The organism is Clostridium oceanicum (assembly GCF_039521385.1).
Lineage (GTDB): Bacteria > Bacillota > Clostridia > Clostridiales > Clostridiaceae > Clostridium_F > Clostridium_F oceanicum.
The window spans coordinates 279396-301467 of sequence record NZ_BAAACG010000008.1 but is presented as its reverse complement, the minus strand read 5'-3'; the positions used below and the strand labels follow the sequence as shown (position 1 = coordinate 301467).

General features: G+C 24.7%; 18 protein-coding genes, 1 pseudogene and 1 other annotated feature. Of the genes and pseudogenes, 17 read left to right on the top strand and 2 right to left on the bottom strand.

Translation table 11 applies throughout. From position 1 onward, the window contains the following. Window positions 1–143 precede the first annotated feature (143 nt). The 10 genes and pseudogenes from ABDZ71_RS07555 (at window position 144) to ABDZ71_RS07510 (ending at window position 10845) form a co-directional block, all read left to right on the top strand. Window positions 144–1382, top strand: a complete 1239-nt coding sequence (locus ABDZ71_RS07555) for an ABC transporter substrate-binding protein (RefSeq protein WP_343760449.1) — start codon at window positions 144–146, stop codon at window positions 1380–1382. Window position 1383: 1 nt separating this feature from the next. Then, window positions 1384–2244 (top strand): ABC transporter permease, encoded by an 861-nt coding sequence (locus tag ABDZ71_RS07550; protein ID WP_343760447.1) that lies wholly within the window; start codon window positions 1384–1386, stop codon window positions 2242–2244. A 106-nt stretch (window positions 2245–2350) separates the two neighbouring features. Beyond that, a complete protein-coding gene (locus ABDZ71_RS07545) occupies window positions 2351–3154 on the top strand; it encodes an ABC transporter permease (RefSeq protein ID WP_343760445.1) in 804 nt (267 codons plus the stop codon). A gap of 49 nt (window positions 3155–3203) precedes the next feature. Continuing rightward, on the top strand, window positions 3204–4226 hold the full coding sequence (locus ABDZ71_RS07540) for an ABC transporter ATP-binding protein (protein ID WP_343760442.1): 1023 nt from the start codon (window positions 3204–3206) through the stop codon (window positions 4224–4226). Window positions 4227–4386: 160 nt separating this feature from the next. Beyond that, window positions 4387–5286 carry a DUF2156 domain-containing protein gene (locus tag ABDZ71_RS07535; RefSeq protein ID WP_343760440.1) on the top strand — a complete coding sequence of 300 codons (900 nt, stop codon included), beginning with the start codon at window positions 4387–4389 and terminating at the stop codon, window positions 5284–5286. Between the two features lie 116 nt (window positions 5287–5402). Next, window positions 5403–5960: a GNAT family N-acetyltransferase gene (locus tag ABDZ71_RS07530; protein WP_343760438.1), complete on the top strand. Its 558-nt coding sequence runs from the start codon at window positions 5403–5405 to the stop codon at window positions 5958–5960. Between the two features lie 100 nt (window positions 5961–6060). Then, window positions 6061–6276: pseudogene (locus ABDZ71_RS07525) on the top strand (thioredoxin family protein); the annotation flags it as partial. Between the two features lie 376 nt (window positions 6277–6652). Further along, the gene (locus ABDZ71_RS07520; RefSeq protein WP_343760436.1) at window positions 6653–8941 is read left to right on the top strand and encodes a pyruvate formate lyase family protein; all 2289 of its coding nucleotides are present in this window, start codon (window positions 6653–6655) and stop codon (window positions 8939–8941) included. A 109-nt stretch (window positions 8942–9050) separates the two neighbouring features. Further along, window positions 9051–9965 carry a glycyl-radical enzyme activating protein gene (locus ABDZ71_RS07515; protein WP_343760434.1) on the top strand — a complete coding sequence of 305 codons (915 nt, stop codon included), beginning with the start codon at window positions 9051–9053 and terminating at the stop codon, window positions 9963–9965. Window positions 9966–10173: 208 nt separating this feature from the next. Beyond that, entirely contained in the window at window positions 10174–10845 is a 672-nt protein-coding gene (locus tag ABDZ71_RS07510) for a GntR family transcriptional regulator (RefSeq protein WP_343760432.1), read from the top strand. A 134-nt stretch (window positions 10846–10979) separates the two neighbouring features. On the opposite strand, the gene ABDZ71_RS07505 is transcribed toward ABDZ71_RS07510, so the two are convergent. After that, window positions 10980–11966 (bottom strand): biotin--[acetyl-CoA-carboxylase] ligase, encoded by a 987-nt coding sequence (locus ABDZ71_RS07505; protein WP_343760430.1) that lies wholly within the window; start codon window positions 11964–11966, stop codon window positions 10980–10982. A gap of 273 nt (window positions 11967–12239) precedes the next feature. Here ABDZ71_RS07505 and ABDZ71_RS07500 point away from each other — a divergent pair, with 273 nt between their 5' ends. Together ABDZ71_RS07500 and ABDZ71_RS07495 are read left to right on the top strand one after the other, a co-directional pair. Continuing rightward, the gene (locus ABDZ71_RS07500; protein WP_343760427.1) at window positions 12240–12656 is read left to right on the top strand and encodes a CBS domain-containing protein; all 417 of its coding nucleotides are present in this window, start codon (window positions 12240–12242) and stop codon (window positions 12654–12656) included. Between the two features lie 548 nt (window positions 12657–13204). Next, window positions 13205–14398: a sensor histidine kinase gene (locus ABDZ71_RS07495; RefSeq protein ID WP_343760425.1), complete on the top strand. Its 1194-nt coding sequence runs from the start codon at window positions 13205–13207 to the stop codon at window positions 14396–14398. Window positions 14399–14477: 79 nt separating this feature from the next. On the opposite strand, the gene ABDZ71_RS07490 is transcribed toward ABDZ71_RS07495, so the two are convergent. Then, window positions 14478–14612, bottom strand: a complete 135-nt coding sequence (locus ABDZ71_RS07490; protein ID WP_343760423.1) for a hypothetical protein — start codon at window positions 14610–14612, stop codon at window positions 14478–14480. A gap of 599 nt (window positions 14613–15211) precedes the next feature. Between ABDZ71_RS07490 and ABDZ71_RS07485 the strand changes: the two genes are divergently transcribed. From ABDZ71_RS07485 to ABDZ71_RS07465, 5 genes are all read left to right on the top strand, one after another. Then, window positions 15212–16006 carry a patatin-like phospholipase domain-containing protein gene (locus ABDZ71_RS07485; RefSeq protein ID WP_343760421.1) on the top strand — a complete coding sequence of 265 codons (795 nt, stop codon included), beginning with the start codon at window positions 15212–15214 and terminating at the stop codon, window positions 16004–16006. A 355-nt stretch (window positions 16007–16361) separates the two neighbouring features. Next, the gene (gene mgtE / locus ABDZ71_RS07480) at window positions 16362–17693 is read left to right on the top strand and encodes a magnesium transporter (RefSeq protein WP_343760418.1); all 1332 of its coding nucleotides are present in this window, start codon (window positions 16362–16364) and stop codon (window positions 17691–17693) included. Between the two features lie 106 nt (window positions 17694–17799). Continuing rightward, window positions 17800–18010 (top strand) — a binding site (T-box leader). Window positions 18011–18427: 417 nt separating this feature from the next. Further along, a complete protein-coding gene (locus ABDZ71_RS07475; protein WP_343760416.1) occupies window positions 18428–19498 on the top strand; it encodes a pyridoxal-phosphate-dependent aminotransferase family protein in 1071 nt (356 codons plus the stop codon). A gap of 94 nt (window positions 19499–19592) precedes the next feature. Continuing rightward, window positions 19593–20537, top strand: a complete 945-nt coding sequence (locus ABDZ71_RS07470; protein WP_343760414.1) for a D-2-hydroxyacid dehydrogenase — start codon at window positions 19593–19595, stop codon at window positions 20535–20537. Further along, window positions 20515–21759, top strand: coding sequence for a DUF1015 domain-containing protein (locus ABDZ71_RS07465; protein ID WP_343760412.1), 1245 nt, complete (start codon window positions 20515–20517; stop codon window positions 21757–21759). The genes ABDZ71_RS07470 and ABDZ71_RS07465 overlap by 23 nt, the downstream gene beginning before the upstream one ends. Window positions 21760–22072: the final 313 nt, after the last annotated feature.

Below are 22072 nucleotides of genomic sequence, written 5' to 3'. Positions count from 1 at the left end.
AATATAATAATTATAGAAAAAAATATATAAAGTATTTAAAATTAAAAAGATAGGCTTATTTGTAAAAGAGAATAATTATAATTTATATGTGATATAATTAATTAAATTTTAAGTTGTTTATTTAAAAGGAGGACAAAGTACTAATGAAAAAAATTGTATCTATAATCATATCTTTAATTTTAGTTTTATCATTTACAGCATGTGGATCTAAAAGTAAAGAGAATGCTAGTGCTAATTTATTAGATAAGGATTGGAATTACATATTAGAAAAAGCTAAAGGAACTGCAGTTAATTTTTATGGATTTGGAGGTAATGAAGCTACAAATAGATGGTTAGATGGTGCTTTTACAAATAAATTAAAAGAAAAATACAACATTAAATTCAAAAGAGTGCCAATGGATATAGAAGACATAATTAATAAATTATCTGGAGAAAAACAAGCAGAAAGTAATGATGGTAGTATAGATATAGTTTGGATAAATGGTGAAAATTTTTATACAGCTAAAAATAGTAAATTACTATTTGGTCCTTTCGATGAAAAATTACCTAATTATAATAAATACATAGATAAAAATGCAGAGGATATGAAAAATGATTTTGGGCTTTCTACAGAAGGTTATGAAGCACCTTTTGGAAGAGCAGAATTTGTTATGGCATATGATAAATCAAAAATTAAAAACTTTCCTAAAAATCATGAAGAGTTATTTCAGCTTATAAAATCAAATAAAGGTAAGTTTACATATCCTGCACCGCCGGATTTTACAGGTAGTGCTTTTGTTAGAAATATAATATATGATGTAGTAGGTTATGAAAAGTTAAAAGATCTAGATGCTGACAAAGAAAAAATAGAAAAAACTATAAAGCCAGCTATTGATTATTTAAAGAAAATAAAACCTTATCTTTGGAAAGAAGGAGAAACTTATCCTTCTACTGCAGCTATGATAGAAAATATGTATTCAGATAAACAAATAATAAATACAATGACATACCATCCTAATTCTATTGTTGAAAAAATAAATAATGGACAATATACTAAAACAACAAAAGCTTATTTATTTGATAAAGGAAATATAGGAAATACAAACTTTTTAGCTATACCTTTTAATTCAACTAATAAAGTTGGAGCCATGGTAGCTATAAATGAAATGTTAAGTTTTGAAATGCAAAAATCAAAGTATGATTCTAAAATTTGGGGAGACTTACCGGTTTTTGATAATAATAAGTTGTCAGATAAGGAAAAGAAAGAAATAAAAAGTATAAATGCAGGGGATGGATCAATACCACAATCTACTTTACAAAAAAACAGATTGCCAGAACTTAAAGCAGAGATTATACCTATAATAGAAAAAATATGGTTAGAAAATATACCAGGAGAAGATTAAAGTGAGAAAAAAATTAAAACCTTATATTATGCTTATGCCTGTTTTATTTATAATAATTTTTATTTTGTCAGTAGCAATAGTATCCTCTGCTTTAGAGAGTGTAGGATACTATAAAGTTGCAGGATTAAATCATTTTACTTTTAAATATTATATAGAAGTTATAAAAGATAAAGGCTTTTTAACTTCTATAAAATTTAGCTTTTATACATCAATGGTATCTTCTACAATTTCTATAATTCTAGGAATTGTGATTTCATATTTTATATTTACAAAAAATAATAAAAATAAATTCTTATATTATATATATAAATTTCCTATAGTGATTCCTCATGCTGTAGTTGCATTTCTTATAATAAGTATGTTATCCCAAGGTGGTATATTAGCTAGGATATTCTATTCTTTGTCTATAATAAGTTCTCAAAATTTTTTTCCTAATTTTATATTTGATAAGAAGGGAATAGGAATAATAATAACTTACATATGGAAAGAGATGCCTTTTGTAGTTTTAATGATCTATGCAGTTTTATCTAATATAGATAAAAAGATATGGGAAGCTGCTATAAATTTAGGGGCAAGTAAAAGACAAGCATTTTTATATGTTATGATTCCAATGATTAGATCTACCATATTTTCTAGTTTTATATTGATTTTTACATTTTCTTTTGGAGCTTTTGAAGTACCATATTTAATAGGACCAACTACACCTAAAGCTTTACCAGTAAGAGCTTACTTAGAATATTCTAATCCAAGTCTTTTAAATAGGCCCTATGCTATGGCTACTAACATGATTTTAATTATAATTTCTTTAATATTAATATTTTTTTATGAGAAAAGTTATTTTAGAGCTAAAAACATAGATTGATTTCAAATTAGTATTTTTAGGTTGATGGTATAGATAAGTTTAATTAAAAACAGAAGATTTAACTAATAAACATATGCTATTTGATAAAAAGAAAGGAAAGCTTAGAATGAAAAATAATAAGTTAAGTTCTTTTATATTATACATATTAGGAGTATTTATAATTTTCCCTTTAATAATTTTATGTATATGGGCTTTTTCAAAAAATTGGCCCTGGCCTTTAATATTTCCTAGAAAATTAGGATTAAGAGGCATAAAAAATGTATTGAATTTAGGAAATAATTCTTTAGTAGTTTTGCTAAATAGTATAGGTATATCTCTTATAGTTACTTTTTTAGCTATACTTATAAGTATTCCTGCAGGAAAAGCTTTAGCTTTTTATAACTTTAAAGGAAAGAATTTAATAAAAATTATAATACTTACTCCTTTAATAATACCTCCAATTTGTATTGGTCTTGGAATTCATGTCTTTTTTATAAAAATTGGTATAGCAGGTAAGCTAATAGGCGTTGTGATTATTCACTTAGTTTTATGTATACCATATTCAGTAAGAATTATTACAAATGTATTTGAAATAATAGGTGAAAAGATTGAACTTCAAGGGAAAATTCTTGGAGCAAATAAATTTCAAAGGTTTATATATATAACATTACCTATGATTTCTTCAGGTCTTATATCTGCAGGTTCTTTTGTATTTATAATATCTTTTAGTCAATATTTTTTAACATTTTTAATAGGTGGTGGGAGAATAATTACCTATCCTATACTTATGTTTCCTTTTATAAGAAGTGGTGATAGAACTATAGCTGCAAGTTATAGCCTAGTTTTTGTGTTAGTGTCTTTATTTGTTTTATTTATCATAGAAAAATTAGTAATTAAAATTTATAAGACAGATAAATATTTATATATGTAGAGTAGTTACTAAATATTAAGTTTGACTATATTATATGAGGAGAATTAAAATGTATCAGATAGAAGTTAAAAAATTAAAAAAGTATTTTAATAAAAAAATTGTATTAAAAGATATAGATTTTAAAGTTAAAAAAGGAGAATTAATGTGTCTTTTAGGACCATCAGGATGTGGGAAAAGTACTACTTTAAAAATTATATCAGGACTTACTTTAGAAGATAGTGGGGAAATTTATTTAAAAGGGAAACTTTCAAATAAAATACCAGCAGAAAAACGAGGAGCTATAATAGTATTTCAAGATTATGCTTTGTTTCCTCATATGAGTGTTTATGATAATATAGCTTTTGGACTTAAAATAAAGAAAGTAAATAAAGATATATTAGATAAAAAAGTAAAAGATATGATTGAAATTTTAAAGTTAAAAGGCTTTGAAAATAAATTTCCAAAAGAGCTTTCTGGTGGACAAAAACAAAGAGTGTCTATAGGAAGAGCCTTGGCAGTAGATCCAGAAGTTCTTCTTTTAGACGAACCTTTTGCTAATTTAGATATAAATATAAAATCTTCTATAAGAGAAATGATACTTGATATACAAAAAAAATTAAAAGTAACAACCATATTAGTAACTCATGATAAAGAAGATGCATTAACTATGGCAGATAAAATAGCATTGATGATAGATGGTTCTATAATGCAATATGGAACTCCAAAAGAATTATACGAAAAGCCTATAACTAAAGAAGTGGCAGATTTTTTTGGAGAAAGAAATTATATAAAATGTATTTCTAAAAATAGTGAAGTTATAACTGAAATAGGCAATTTAAATGTAGAACTTAAAAGAAAAGGTGAATTTAATATAGTTGTAAATCCTGAAGACATTTCTATAGGTTTAAAGGAAAAAGAAAATAGTATAAATGGACAAATTTTAAAAAGGACCTATGCTGGAGAAAAAATATATTATATTATAAAATGCAAAGATAAAATTTTAAAAGTTACTGATTACTCTAAAAATTTATATAAAGTTTCAGAAATGGTTAAAATAAATATAGACTTTAATAGAATTTCTTTTTTAAATTAATGTTAATTAATTTATATATAAATATTTTATATTGAAAAAAATAGATTTTAAAATTATAATATATACAAAAGATAACTCTTCTTAATAAATAATAAATATTAGGAGAGCTCTTTTTATAAGTTTTAGTTACTTACATAAGATAAAACAAAGGAGATAGGCTATGTTAAAATTCAAAAGATTAGAATTAGAAGATAAAGAGATATTTGATAAATATATATATCCCTATAGATTTTCAAGTAGTGAGTATTCTTTCTCTAATTTGTATATATGGAGAAAAGAAATGAATACTGAATATGCTATATATAAAAGCTGTCTTATAATAAAAAAGATAGATATAGAAGGGAAAGGCTATTTCATGGAGCCTTTAGGATATACTAATGAAAATTTAAAAGATATAGTTGATGTTTTAATAGATTATAAAGATCACCATAAAGTAAAATATTTGTTTAAAGAAATAGAAAAAGATTTTATAGAAAAATTAAAAAATATATATGGTGATAGGGAAAATATATTTATAGAAAAAGATAGAGATAAATTTGATTATTTATACGAATCCAAAAAATTAATAGATTTATCAGGAAAGAAGCTTAGAAAGAAAAAGAATCATTATAATTATTTTATAAAACATTATGATTATAAAGTTAAAGATTTTAATGAAAAAAATGTTATAGATGACGTTATAAAAAGTGCTGAAAAATGGTATGACAGAAAGGAAGAACACAAAAAAGAACTTTTAAGTGAATTAGATGGTATAAAAGATGCCTGTAGAAATATGGATAAGTTAAATTTAAAAGGAATAGCTTTATATGTAAATGGTGAAATAATAGGATTTACAATAGGAGAGACAATGAGCGAAAAATTGGCTATAATTCATATAGAAAAGGCAGATCCTGAGATAAGAGGATCTTATAATTTTATAAATAGAACTTTTATAGAAAATTATTTTAAAGATGTAGACATTATAAATAGAGAAGAAGATCTAGGAATACAAGGACTTAGAAAAGCTAAACTTTCATATGATCCAATAGATCTTGAAGAAAAATATGAAGTTATTGTTTAGTTTTATTTATATATATAAATAAAAGTATAAAAATAAAAGGTTTAAAATAAAAGTGTGTACTTAAATTCCTAATATAGAAAATTAATAGATATTAGTATATTGGAGTTGTTAAATATATGGCTATAAATAATTTATTAAAAGGAAGTAAGGTTAATTTAGAAAGTATAAAAAAACAAGATTCTTCTTCTATAGAAAGATGGTTTAATGATATAGGATTTTTAAGAAATTATGATGTTGTTCCAGCTTTTCCTAAAACTCAAGGAGATGTGGAAGAAATGCTTTTAGAATATAAAAATTCTAATGAAAGCTATATTTTTTCTATAAGAGAAAATGAAACAGACCAAATTATAGGTTTGTGTGGTTTTGAAAATATATTATGGAATAATCAAAATGCAGTACTATATATTGGAATTGGAGAGGAGGATTCTAGAGGGAAAGGTTATGGAAAAGAAGCAATAAAGCTTTTAATTCAATTTGGATTTGAAGAATTAAATTTTCATAGGATTCAACTTAATGTATTAGAATATAATAAAAAAGCTATAAACTTATATGAAAAAATAGGATTTAAAAAAGAAGGGGTATATAGAGAATACATATATAGAAGCGGAAAGAGATATGATATGTATTTATATGGTTTTTTAAGAGAGGAATATAATAATAAAAATGAATTATAATAAAAAAGTTTATATTGAAAATATAGAAGAATATATTAAAAATAATACTTTTGCACTTTTGTATTTTGAAAGTAAAAGATGAGATGTATGTAAAGTTTTATTTGGAAAAATAGAAAGTATGTTAAAAAAATATGAGAAAATAGAATTTATTAAAATAGATATAGATTTAAATCCTAAAATAGCTTCAAGATATTCTGTATATACTATACCAACTATTTTATTGTTTATAGAAGGGAAAGAAACTATAAGAGAGGCAAGATTTATAAGTCTTTTAGATTTAGATAATAAAATAAATAGATATTATAATTTATTATAAATAAAAAAATAAGAAACAATTAGAACTTAAAAATTAAGTTTTAATTGTTTCTTATTTTTATGTAAATTTGATAAGTTATATTTTATATTATTAAAATTAACTTGACTATTTAAATTTCATAATATAAAATTAAGTTGTAATTACAAGTTAAGTTATTATAATTATTAACTTTATCATTTGTTAAATAAGAGTATTTTATAAGTATTAATTAAGTTGTAATTACAATATCTTATCATTTTATTAAAGTTATAGATTCAAATTGGTTTAATTAAATAGATGATTATGTAAAAATGATAATTTATTATGATAGGACAGTTAATTTAGACAAATAATATAAATTAAAGATGAAATTATAATTTTAAAGGAGGCATTATATATGATAAAGAGGGAACTTAAAAAAAATGATACAAATGTAGCGGTAGCTCCAAAGGAACCTTTATATATGAGTAAATTAGAGCAATTAAAAACAGCTCTCCAGTATACAAAAGTTCATAGTAAATATAGTGATGATGAAAAATTAAAAAGAGAAATAGAATGTTTAAAAGTATTATTTCCTAAAGTTTTTAGACCAATGTATGAAGATGATTTAATATTAGGTAGATTTGATCCATTACCAGTTGGATTTGGAAGTGTTACATCAGTAGGAGGTCCAGGTCATTATTGTAGATTTGAAAAATTAGATGCAATTTTAAAAGAAATTGGTGATGAATACAAAGATGATGTTGAGTATTTAAAAGAATATTGGAAAGAAAATGATACAAGGGAAGTATTTTATAGAGAGAAATTAAAAGAAAATGTTTTAGGAAGATTTGTTGATGTATTATATCCTGCTATTGTTACTGCACGTTTTAGTGGAATGTATTTAAATTATAATTTATTACTTGATAATGGTATAGAAGGATTAAAAAATTTAATAAATTCAAAAAGAGAAATAAATAAAAATTCAAAAGAAGAATATGATGTTATGATAGAAGCCCTTGATTTATTACAAGAAGTAATTATACATCATATAAAAGAAGTTGAAACTAAACTTTCTAAAGAATTACTTTCTCCAAAAAGAAAAAAAGAAATGGAAAGATTATTAGTTGCACTTAAAAAAATTGAAAATGATAAACCAGATTCTTTTATTTCAGCAATGCAACTTGCGTGGTTGTATTCATCTTTAGCTGGTGTTGTAAACTATGGAAGAATGGATGATTATTTAGGAGATTATTTAGTTTCTGATTTAGAAACTAATGTTATAACAAAAGAAGAAGCAATTGAGTATATAGAATCTCAATTTAGATTAATAGAAGTTAAAAGAACAAATGTAAATGGTCGTGTTATAGTTGGTGGAAAAGGAAGAAGAAATCCTAAAAATGCAGATGTTTTTTGTAAACTTTCTATTGAAGCTGTAAGAAGAGCTAAGCTTGTAGAACCACAATTTACATTAAGAATTTATGAAGGGATGGATAAAGAAATTTATAATGATGCTCTTGACTCTATAGGTGAGGGAAGAACATATCCAATTCTTTATAATGACGATGTAAATGTACCTGCAGTTATGAAAACAATGCATGTAGATGAGAAAACAGCAGAGCAGTATGTACCTTTTGGATGTGGAGAGTTTGTTCTTTCAGGTCAAGGAGTAGGAACACCAAATCAGTGCATAAATCTTTTAAAAGCTTTAACTATATTAATTCACGATGGAGTTGACCAATGGGATTATAAATATAAATATGGATCTTTAAAATTAAAGAAAATGAAAGATATAAAAACCTTTGATGAGTTCTTTGATGAATATAAAAAATTATTAACATATTATATAGAATTAACAGCAGACGCTCATGCTGATTCTTATAAAATAATGAATGAAAAAGTAGGATTTATCTTTACAAGTATATTAATTGATGATTGTATAGGTCGTGGAAAAATGGTGTTAGATGGTGGAGTTAAACATCTTGGTGGTACAAATGAGATGTATGGTAATATGAACGCTGCAGATTCATTAACGGCTATTAAAAAACTAGTTTTTGATGAGAAAAAGTATACATTACCTCAAATACAAGAAATTTTAGAGAAAGATTTTGATGGATATGAGGATGTTAAAAGGGAAATGAAAGAGTGTCCTAAGTTTGGAAATGATGATGATTATGCTGATTCAATAGCTAAAGAACTTCATGAATTTACTTGCAATGAAGTAGCAAAGCAAGCTTCAAAAGTAGGTGTTGATAGCCTTCTTGTAGTTGTAATAAACAACCAAGTAAATACAGAATGGGGAAGAGCAACATCTTCATCACCTGATGGAAGAATAGCAGGTCTTTATATGAGTAATGCTAACAACCCACAAAGTGGAGCAGATGTTAATGGACCAACAGCAATGCTAAATTCATTGTCAAAAATAAGAGCTGATATACATGCAGGAAGTGTTCAAAATATCAAATTTTCTAAAAAGATGTTTAATAAAGAGAGAGAAAAAATAAAAATATTATTTTCTACTTACTTTAAAAAAGGTGGACCTCAATTAATGGTAAATGTAGTAGGGAAAGATGAGCTTGAAAAAGCTTATAAAAACCCAGAAGACTATAAGGATTTAATGGTTCGTGTAGGTGGATTTAGTGCAAGATTTGTTAATTTAGAAGATGATGTACAAAGAGAAATAATGGCTAGAACTTGTAACGATTAAATTTAAATATTATTTTAGGTACTACATAGATTACATAATTTGGTTGTAGTCTATGTAGTGTTAAAAAATTGGAGTTAAAAGTATTTTTAATATAAAGGAGAGATATTAAATGAATAACACCGGTATAGTCTTTGATGTACAAAGATTTTCAGTGAATGATGGTGAAGGGATAAGAACAACTATTTTTTTAAAAGGATGTTCTTTAAGATGTAAATGGTGCCATAATCCTGAATCTATTTCTCCTAAAATACAGTTAAACCATAATCCTAAAAAATGTGTTTTATGTGGTAAGTGTATAAAGCATGTTAATGGTGATGGAATTGAAATAGTAGATGGTAAACTTAAAATAGATTTTTGCAAACATGAACAGAATTTTCAGTTGATAGATGTATGTCCATATAAAGCTTATAGTAAATATGGCAAAGAGTATACAGTAGATGAAATAGTAGATATAGTACTAAAAGACAAGGATTATTATGATAATTCAAATGGAGGAGTTACATTTAGCGGTGGAGAAGCTATAAATCAGATAGATTTTGTACGACAACTTGGATTAAAACTTAAAAATCTAGGAATCCATATTTGTTTAGATGTAAGTGGATATGATCCAGCAAATAATATAGAAAAAACATTAGATTTTGTAGATGAGTATTTACTAGATTATAAATTAACTAATAAATCTGATTATAAAACTTATATTGGAAAAGAATTTGATGTTTATAAAGTTCTTGATTTATTAAAAAATAATAATAAGAGTGTAATATTAAGATGTCCTATTATTCCATCAGTAAATGATACAGAAGAGCATTTTAAAGCTATATGTGATATTTCAAATAAATACAGCAATATAATAAGATATGTAGATATATTACCATATCATAATATGGTTAAAGCTTATAAATTTAGGTATATAAATGATCATAGAAAATTTAGAGTTCCATCTGAAAAAGACAAAAATAAATGGAAAGAAATATTGAGGCAAAATGCTATAAATAAAGGTGTTATGGAGAATGAAGATATTTAATTTTATAATTACAATATAGGTCTTATTAAAGATTAATATGTTTGGTTTAATGATTATTATATAAGGATTAAGAACAGAATGAGTTTTTTTAAAAAGATTTCAATATAATCATATAATCTCTTTTCCTAAGGCTTTTATATCTTTGAATTCTACGTGAAATTTATAATATTTTTATGATAGAATATATTTTAGGATAAGGGAGTGGATTATGAGGATGACAAAGAAAGATTATGTTTATGAAGAAATAAAAAAACTTATATTAAATGGAGAATTTAAAGAGGGAGAATTACTTATTTCTGAAAATGAAATATGTAAAAAATATAATGTTTCAAGAGAACCGGTAAGAAGAGCATTAAAAAAATTAAAAGAAAAAGGATATGTTAATTCTAAACAAGGAAAAGGATATTATATAAACCCTAAAGATTTTTATTTAAATACAACTATAGCATCATTAAGTGTAGAAAGTAAAAAAATACATTCAGTAATCGTACTAGAATTTAAAACTATATTAAATGATAAAAAAGAATATTTTAATTCTAAGTATTTATATGTATATAAGAGAATAGTTAAGACTGATAATAATGTTACTTATGAAGAAGGATATTTACCTTATGATTTCTTTGAAGGATTTTCTATAAAAGATTGTGAAGGAAGTATTTTAAATTATTTTAGAGATCAAAAGAATTTAACATTAACTCATGATAGAAAAGAACTTAAAAGTGTACTAATTGACAATGATCATATTGTGAATAGATATATGCCTGAAAAAATAACTCATTCTATTGAAACTACTCACCATCTTTATTCAAATAATTTGTTAATTCAAATAAGTAAACAAATAAAATATAATTCAAATGTAACAATTGTTTCTACAAACTAGATTTAAAGCATTAAATCTAGTTTGTAGAACATTAAAATTTTATTTTAAGAAATTTATAAATTTTTAAGTAAATTTACTAACTTAAAAAAGCATATTCAATAGATAAGGGGGGAGTATGTAGAGTGATATACAAATTATACGTATCCATTAAGGCCTCTTATTGATATTTCTCCTGAAATTATAGGAGAGATAGTACCATCTTCAAATTTTACTATTAGTTGACCTTTGTGATTTAAGTCTAAAGCTTCTGCTTTTTTAGTTTTTCTGCTATTTATCACTCTTACTTGTTTACCTATAAGTATAGAATATTTTCTGCAGATATCTATGGATTTTTCTATATTATTTTCAGTTATTAAATCTTCATATAGATTTTCAAAATTATTTAAAATATTTGCTAGTATTAAGTTTCTTTTAAATGATTTTTGGTATTCTATTTTTAAAGATGTAGCAGTTTCAGAAAGATTACTATGGAAATCATCTAAATCTAGGTTTGCATTTAAACCTATTCCAACTATAACATAGTTAACTCTGTTTATTTCTCCACTCATCTCTGTTAATATTCCGCATACCTTTTTTTTATTTACAATTATATCGTTAGGCCATTTTATATAGGAATCTACGCCTATATCTATTAAAGTTTTTTGTACAGATGCAGCAGCTATTTGAGTTATTTTAGGAACATCTATTGTATTTATATCTGGTCTAAGAATTATTGACATCCATATGCCTTTACATTTAGGAGATACCCACTTTCTTCCTAACCTCCCTTTTCCAGAAGTTTGCTTTTCGCATACTACAACAGTACCTTCTTTTGCATTCATATTAGCAAATTCTTTAGCTTTATCATTACTAGAAAACAAGGAATCAAAATGATCTATAGTTCTACCAATATATTTAGTATTTAAATATTCTTTTGTTTCTTCATAAGTTAATAAATCAGGAGAAGAGATAAGTTTGTAACCTTTTTTAGGTGCAGATTCAATTAAATAACCCTCTTCTTTAAGTGCTTTCATATACTTCCAAATAGATGCTCTAGTAACACCTAGTTTGGCACTAATGGCCTCACCAGAAGTAAATTTATCTTTATTACTTTTAAGTATGTTTATTATAGAATATTTCAATTCAAATCCTCCTAAATTAATGTATTAATTTAATTATACTATATCAAAGGATTGTATAGTAAGGTATATTGTTATCATATTATTTTTATAGTAAAAAATGTTAAAAATAAAATTAAATGGAGTATGAAAAAGTTGTTACAAAATAGTAAATTCAGCCATGTATACATTTAATTTATTCGAATTTGTGATAATATAAAGGTGTGGTGTATAATAGACAAAGGAGGTAGAAATTTTTTAGTTGAATAAATGATATTTAACTAGAAAGGAAGGAATATGAATATAGCGTTTTTTCTTACACCTAAATCAAATGTCGTTCATGAAAAACTAAAGTCTACTATGAGGCAAGCATTAGAGAGAATGGAATACCATAGATATACAGCAATTCCTATAATAGATTCTATGGGTAAATATGTTGGAACACTAACTGAAGGCGATTTACTTTGGAAAATTAAAAATACACCAGATTTAAATTTCAAAAATACTTCAAAAATATATATTAAAGACGTAGAGAGACATACTTATAATAAACCTGTTCATATAAATGCACACATAGAAGACCTAATAGATTTATCTATAAACCAAAACTTTGTACCGGTTATAGATGACAACGAGGTTTTTATAGGTATAATAAAAAGAAGTGATATAATAAATTATTGCTATAAATTTATGAAACTTAAAAAAGCAGAATAAAGTTATGAAAGCTACACTTAACTAAGTTGTAGCTTTTTTTATTATTAAAAAATTGTAAATTTTTTATGTGCTTAATTATCATTTTGTTTAAATTTGTTTTTATGATTAATAAATTAACAAATTTACTTAAATAAAAGGAAAAAATATACATTTAATAGAATATTAACAATGATAAGAATATTTTTTATAAACTTAGACATTAAATAATTTTAAATATAGAGCTTAGAGGTGTAATAACTATGAGTCTTTTTAAAAATTTAAAAAAGAAGATAATAATTCATATTTCTATTAAAACTAATATTTATAGTTTTATCATTTCAAATTAATAATCAAATCCAATTTAGATTTTTTAAGTATATATCAGTGTTATATGTAAGAGGTGTATTTATAATTTTATCTTTGAGATATATAAATAAAGAGTTTAATAAAAATAGTATTTTTGATTATATAAGTGTATATTAAATGAATCTATATCAAAAATTACAGAAAATTTTAAAGTAAACTGTAAACGTGACAATAATAATTATTTAAAGAGGTTAGAGAGTGTTATGGTGAAGACAAGTAAAATAAATAAAACTTGCTGTGAAGATTTTTTTGATAAACTAGATATACCTTTAATAATGGTAAAAGAAGATTATATGGTTTTTACCAATAATGCGGCTATTGATATTATAGGTATTAACGGAAAACTTGAATACAAATATATGTCGAAATATTGGAAAAATTATAAAGAAATTAATGAAGAGAAATATCTTTATAATAGTAAAAAAGATAAAGTAGAGTTAAAAAATCAGATTATTGAAATAGGAAACAATAAAAAGATTAAAACTAATATTAGTTTGTTTAATGTAGGTATGTTAGAAGAAAAATATTTGTGTATAACTATTAAAAACCCAACCGTATCTACAGAGGATTTTAACAAATTAAAAGAAGATAATAAAAAGATTAAAAATAGAGATAAAAGAAGAACAGAATTTTTTGCGAATTTATCCCATGATTTTAGAACGCCCATAAATGTAATTTATACAGCTATACAAGTTATGGATATAGGTGTAAAAAACAGGAATATAAATGCTATTAAAAAGTATACCAAAATTATGAAACAAAACTGTTATAGGTTATTGAGGCTTATAAATAATTTGATAGATGCAACTAAGATAGATGCTGGATATTATGATTTGAATTTAGAAAATAATGATATAGTTAGTTTAATAGAGGATATAGTAACATCAGTTTCAGGGTATGTACGTCATAATGATATGGATATAATATTTGATACTGATGTAGAGGAAAAAATATTAGCCTGTGATAAAGACTTAATAGAAAGAGCCTTTCTTAATTTAGTATCTAATGCTATAAAATATAAAAAGAAGGGGCAGGGAGAAATATTTGTAAATATATGTACTACTAAAGAAATGGTTTCCATATCTGTTAAGGATAAGGGCATGGGCATACCGAAGGAAAAGCAGAAGATTATATTTGAAAGATTTGTACAAGCTAGTGCATCTTTAGATAAGAATAGCAATAGTAGTGGAATAGGATTGTCTTTAGTAAAATCTATTGCAGATATGCATGAAGGAACTGTGGATTTAAGAAGTGAAGAAGGGATAGGAAGCGAATTTACTATTAAATTACCTATAAAACTTGTGGAAAATGAAAAAAATAAAAAAAATGAAATGAATGTGAAAAGTAAAAAAGAAAAAATAAACATAGAGTTTTCTGATGTATATACAATAAAATAATAAAAAGCATATATGATTAATTTTTTAATCATATATGCTTTAAGGTACATTTAAATAAATAACTAGTCAGTATACTAGTTTATTTGTTTGTCTTATGAATCCTTTTTTTACTTGGATTTTTTAGATTCTTACCTTCTTCAGATATTATAGGAGTTTGAAATTTGCATTTTTCCATTCTACTTAGTTTACTATCTGGTTGACTATCTTTTGCCATCTTTTTCTCTCCTTTAAATAATATTTATTATATAGTTTAACTAAAAAAATAGATTATATGTAAAATATAAATAGTTCAGAGAGAAATTTAAAAATATTATAATAAACACTTGAAAAAATACCAAAAAATTACTAAAATAAAGAAAAAGGGAGTTTGGCCGATAACTTTATATAAGAAATATATTTTAAATTTTATCAATATAGAGGTATATTATGAATAAAAGTGATAAAAGGTTTTATACATTTTTTATTATTATATGTGTTATAGTAATAACTTTAGCTACAATAAAAATATATAGGTTTATAAATTAATTTTTAATTTTATTAAAAAAAGTTTAGCTTTAAGGGGTATTTAATATGTATTAATGAAAAAAATATAATCTTAATTGTTATATTAATAACAAAAAAACGTTTTTATACTATGGAATTTATGATAAAATATATGATATAGTAAATGTAACAATATAAATGAAATTTAATATAGTATATATTGGTAATATGTTTTGAAATTTACTATAATATAGAGTATATTTTAAAGTTGCAGGAATATTAATTGTTTATTTGGCAAAAATGATTAATACATAATTGTGAGGTGAGTTTATGTACAAAGATCTAGCAGTTGTTTTTCTTGGGGATAACTATTATTATAATTTAGGCTTTCTTAAAGCTATAAAAGAAAACGATTTGTATGAAAATTTTAAAGCTACTACTGGAACATCTTTAGGAGCATTATTTTCAATATTATTTGCAAATAGTGATTATAATTCTATAGAAGAGGTATGTTCTTTATTAGATAATATAAATAAATGTAAACTAAATAAAGAGTTTATATTTAATAAGTTAAATATGTATACGATTAATAAGAATTTTAGAAATAAGTTTTTAAAATGGGCTGAAATTATTTCTAATAAAGGAATAATAAAAAGACAGGATTTAAGTGATATTTTTACAAGTGAAAATGTAAACATTTTATATGAAAATGAATATCATATGGATTGTTATAATATATGTTATGAACTACCTTTTATGGGAAGAAAAGTGGAAAAAGTTAATGATAATCCTAAAAATATAAAAGATGTAATATTAAATTCTATAGCAAGTCCAGTTGTATTTCATAAAGATAGTGTAAAAACTAGAAGTTATATTACATCAGATGTTGATTGCAAATCAGTTATAGATGTTTTAAAAGAAGAAGGATATAAAAAAATATTAGTAGTAAATTCAGAGAAAGATAGATATAGTGTTAATTTTAATGATAATGATATTTTAGAAATAACAAATACTACTCTTGAAAGTAATATTAAATTAGATGAAGAATTAAAATCTCAAATGATAGATAAAGGGTACAAAGATACAGTTAATTTTATAAAGTGTAGTTTTAAAAATATTGCTTAAAGCAAATGAATATATTTTTGCTCAGAAATGTATTCTTTGTTTTATATAATTGACAAAAATATAGTAATAAAAAAATGTTTGCTAAACTTTAGTAAGCGTTTTTTTATTGCTATAATTTAATATTTATTAATTTTATGTTATAATGTTTTGGTTGTTTAGATAAAATTTTATTATTAAAATACAAAATAATGAAATTAGATTAAAAGGAAGGTGATAGTTGTGGAATCAAGTGCTGATGGGGGTCATCAGAGGATTAATGTAATTTATAAAATAAGGCTACAACTATATTTTCTTTTAAGGATTTGATGTGGATTAAAGATTTTATGTTGTAGCTTTATTTAAGGAGGCTACAAAAGTGAATATAAAAAATCTTATAGAAAATAACAAATATTTAGAAGCTAGAAAAGAAATTATAAAGTTAAATAGTGTTGATATTGCTAATTTCTTAGAGGATGATGTTAATGTAGATACTATGCTTATATTGTTTAGACTTCTGCCTAAAGATATGGCAGCAGATGTGTTTTCATATATGAGTATAGATATGCAAAAATATATTATACAATCTATTACTGATAAAGAGATTAAAAGTATAGTAGATGAATTATTTTTAGATGATGCAGTAGATTTATTAGAAGAAATGCCTGCTAATATAGTTAAAGGTGTACTTAAAAATACAAGTAAAGGCAGAAGAGATTTAATAAATCAATTTTTGAATTATGAAGAGTATTCAGCTGGAAGCATAATGACTATAGAATTTGTTAATCTAAGAAAAGAGATGACTATAAAAGATGCATTAGAATATATAAAGAAAGTTGGCTTAGATAAACAAACTATAAATACTTGTTATGTTATTGATAAATATAGAAAATTAGAAGGAATTATATCAATAAGAAAGCTTATATTAAATGATGAAAATACTCTTATAAAGGATATAATGAAAGAAAACTATGTTTATATTAATACATATGACGATCAGGAATATGTAGCTTCTCAATTTAAAAAATATGATTTAACATCTATGCCAGTAGTTGATAAAGAGCATAGATTAGTAGGAATAATAACTATAGACGATATAGTAGATATTATAGATCAAGAAAACACAGAGGATTTTCAAAAAATGGCTGCAATGGAGCCTTCAGAAAATGAATATTTGAAAACAGGAGTTTTTAAACTAGCTAAACATAGAATAATATGGCTTTTGATACTTATGATATCAGCTACATTTACAGGAGCTATAATAAGAAGATTTGAAAATACATTGCAATCTGTAGTTATATTAGCTTCATTTATTCCAATGCTAATGGATACAGGGGGAAACGCAGGATCTCAATCTTCAACACTTGTAATAAGAGGTATTGCATTAGGTGAAATAGAACTTAAAGATATGTTAAAAGTAGTTTGGAAAGAATTTAGAGTAAGTATTATAGCTGGATTTACTTTAGCTGTAGTAAACTTTTTTAGAATATACTATATAGAAAAAGTGCAGTTTTTAGTTGCTGTAACTGTATGCTTAAGTTTGTTTTTTACTGTAGTATTAGCTAAAATGGTAGGAGGAATGCTTCCTATAATTGCAAAAAAGTTAAAATTAGACCCTGCTATAATGGCAAGTCCATTAATTACCACTATAGTAGATGCTGTAGCTTTAACTGTTTATTTCTCTTTGGCTACATTCTTACTAGGTATATAAAATACTATAATAAATTTCAGAAAATTGTCGTTGACAGTGATTTGTAATGCATTTATAATAAACTTACACAAGCACAAAGGAAATTTATTTGTGTATGAAAATTTTATACTAGCCTTAGATGAGAATAGTAACTATATATTTGCTTTAGAGAATCAGTGGTTGGTGAAAACTGATGCATAATATCTAGTGAATCCACCTCGGAGGTAATTGTGATGAGCAATCCGGTTTTAACCGTTATATTAAATTGAGAGAATTATGTTAGTTAAACTTACTAATATAATTAATTAGGGTGGCAACGCGAGTCAATCGTCCCTTTAGGGGTGGTTGGCTCTTTTTATTTTATAATAAATTAGCTTTATTATTTTAATCAAATGTTTTAAGATTAATATCTTATATAAGAATAATATAACAATGCTAATATATTAAAGAGATTTAAAATTTTTTAAAAGTGAAAAATGGTTTTATACATTAATATATGACAACTTAATTTGATTTTCACTTAATACATAGAAACAAAAAAATAGTATGGTTTTTATGTATATTTTTGTAAAACGTCCACTTTAGCACTGTATAACTTTAAAACTTAAAAGTTGAAAGATATACAAAGAATATTTTTATTATTATAAGAAATATAGATAGTTTTACCTATCTATTATAGGTACCTTTAACAATAGGTAATTAAAAATTATATTGACTAGAATTTTTGAAATTTATATAAATAGGAGGAATAAAAAATGCATAAAAAATTATTTATACCAGGACCTGTGGAAGTAGAAAAAGATGTTTTAGAAAAATTGGCTACGCCTATGATAGGCCATAGAACTAAGGATGCATCTGATCTTCAAAGGGAAATTAGTGATAAGCTTAGAAAAGTATTTCATACAAAAGAGGAGATCCTTTTATCAACATCTTCAGGAACGGGGCTTTTAGAAGGTGCAATAAGATCTACTACAGCTAAAAGAGCAATTGTTATATCTATAGGAGCCTTCGGGAAAAGATGGTATGAAATAGCAAAAGCTAATAATGTAGAAGCAGATTTATATGAAGTTCCTTGGGGGGAAGCTGTTAAGGCAGAGGAAGTAGATAAATTGCTCTCTACAGGAAAATATGATTCTATATTTATAACTCATAATGAAACATCAACAGGAGTAATGAATCCAGTAGAAGAAATTTCTAAGGTTATAAAAAAATATAAAGATGTAGTTTGGTCTTTAGATTGTGTAAGTTCAATGGCAGGGACTAAAATTGAAGTGGATAAGTTAGGAGTGGATGTGTGTATAACTTCAACTCAAAAAGCTTTGGCACTTCCACCAGGAATGAGTATATGTTCTTTTTCTAAAAAAGCTATAGAAAGAGCAGAAAAAGTAACAAATAGAGGATATTATTTTGACCTATTAGCTTTATATAAATATTTGAAGAAAAAAGATTATCAATATCCATCAACACCATCTCTTCCTCATATGTTTGCTTTAAATTATAGATTAGACAAAATATTAGAAGAAGGATTAGAAAACAGATATAAAAGGCACAAAGAAATGGCTGAATATGTTAGAAATTGGGCAAAAGAAAACTTTAAATTATATGCTAATGAAAACTTTTTATCAAATACTTTAACTAACGTAGAAAATACAAAAAATATTGATGTTAAAGATTTAAATAAAAAATTAGGAGAAAGAGGATTTGCTATATCTGATGGATATGGAAATTTAAAAAATAAAACTTTTAGAATAGCTCATATGGGAGAAACAACTTTAGAAGATATAAAAGAGCTTATAGAAAATATAAATGATATATTAGGAATTTAAGCTTATTTAATTAGAAATAATTACTTGAATTTATTTAAATAATATAGGGCTTTAATGGATATTTGATATTTAAGATTAAATAGGAGGTAATTTTATGATAAATGTATTAGTTTGTGATGGAATGGAAAAGAATGCTTTAAATAGATTAAAAAAAGATGGTTTTGTAGTGCTAGATAAGCATTTTGAAAAAGAAGATCTTTTAAATAATATAGGTAATTTTGATGTAGCTATAGTTAGATCAGCTACTAAAGTAACTAAAGATGTAATAGACAAAGCAGCAGAAGGCAAATTAAAAGCTATAGTAAGAGCAGGGGTAGGCCTTGATAATATTGATGTTGAATATGCAACAGAAAAAGGCATAAAGGTATTTAATACACCAAAGGCTAGTAGTATATCTGTAGCAGAACTTACTATAGGTCATATGCTTTGCATAAGCAGATTTATAAATACAGCAAACGTAACTATGATAGATGGTAAATGGGAAAAGAAAAAATATAAAGGTACAGAAATCTTTGGTAAAACATTAGGACTTATAGGATTTGGAAGAATTTCAAGAGAAGTTGCTAAAAGGGCTAATGCTCTTGGAATGGAAGTTATATATTATGATATCTTAGGAAAATGTGAAACAGAAGAAACTTATGAATATTATCCATTAGAAGAATTATTAAAAAGAGCAGATTTTATATCACTTCACGTACCTTTTGATAAGGAAAAGGGAGCACTTATTGGAAAAGATCAGTTTGAAATTATGAAAGATGGAGTATATATTGTAAATTGTGCTAGAGGTGGAGTTATAGACGAAGATGCACTTTTAGATTCTTTAAATAAAGGAAAAGTAGCAGCGGCAGCATTAGATGTTTTTGAAAATGAGCCTAAACCTAAAGAAGAAATTGTAAATCATGAAAGAGTTAGTGTAACACCTCATATAGGTGGTGCCACAAAAGAAGCACAAAAAAGAATAGGAAAAGAAATTGTAGATATATTAGAAGATTATTTTGAAGTTGGAGGAATTTTATATGACAATACTAAGATCATTTAAGGCAGTAAAACCTAGAATAGGATATGAAAAAGATGTAGCAGCATTTCCTTATGACGTATTAAATTCAAAAGAAGCAAGAGAAATGGTTAAAGGTAACCCGTATTCTTTCCTTCATGTAGATAAAGCAGAGATAGATCTTCCAGAAGATGTAGATGTATATGATAAAAAAGTTTATAAAAAAGCAAAAGAGAACTTAGACAATATGATTGAAAAAGAAGTTTTAGTTAGAGATAAAAAAGCAAAACTTTATATTTATAGACTTCAAATGGGAAATATTATTCAAACAGGAATAGTGGGATGTGCATCTATAGATGACTATATGAATGATGTTATAAAAAAACATGAGCATACAAGAGAAGAAAAAGAAATAGATAGAATAAATCATGTAGATACTTGTAATGCTCATACAGGTCCAATATTTTTGACTTACAAATATGATAAAGAAGTAGATAATATAATAAAAAAATGCACACTAGAAAATCCAGTTTATAATTTTATGGCAGATGATAATATAATCCACACTGTATGGGAAATAAAAGAAGATGAAATAATAAAAAGATTAGAAAATCTATTTAAAAATATTCCTAATGTTTATATTGCCGATGGTCATCATAGAACAGCTTCAGCAGTTAAAGTAGGTCTTAAAAGAAGAGAAGAAAATAAAAACTATACCGGTGAAGAAGAATTTAACTACTTTTTAGCAGTATTTTTTCCAGCTGATGAACTTAAAATAATGGATTATAATAGAGTAGTTTTTGATACTTTAGACTTAACAGAAGAAGAATTTATGAAAGCTGTAGAAGAAAAATTTGATGTGGATTTATATGAAAAAGATGAGCCTTATAAACCAGAGAAAAATCATTATTTTGGAATGTACTACAATAATAAATGGTATAAATTAAAAGCAAAAGAAGGAACTTATGATGAAAAAGATCCTGTAGCTAATTTAGATGTATCTATACTTCAAGAAAATTTATTAACACCAATACTAAAAATAAAAGATGTAAGAAAAGATAAAAGAATAGATTTTGTAGGTGGAATAAGAGGCCTTAAAGAACTTCAAAAAAGGATAAATAAAACAGAAAATGGAGTAGCTTTTTCAATGTATCCTACAGCAATAGAAGAGCTTATGAATATAGCAGATATTGATAAAGTTATGCCACCAAAATCTACTTGGTTTGAACCAAAATTAAGAAGCGGACTATTCATTCATGAAATATAAGAATTATTTTAATAGAAATTTATTTTTAATAAACAATAAAAAATTCACCAAGAGAAAAAATAGGGTTAGAAAAGGTAATAAATAAAAAAGGGATATTATAGATAAAAAATGGGGTAGAAAAGTAGATGAATTTGTTTTTATACAAATTTATCTACTTTTTTAATTTTACTAAATATTATTTGGAAAATAATAGAAAATAAGGTGTAAAGTAGTATAGGATATAAATATTAAGTGCTATTTTATTTTTTGAATATAGTTGACTTTATCAACAACTTAGATTAAAATGATAGTTGACAAGGTCAATTTATGTAGA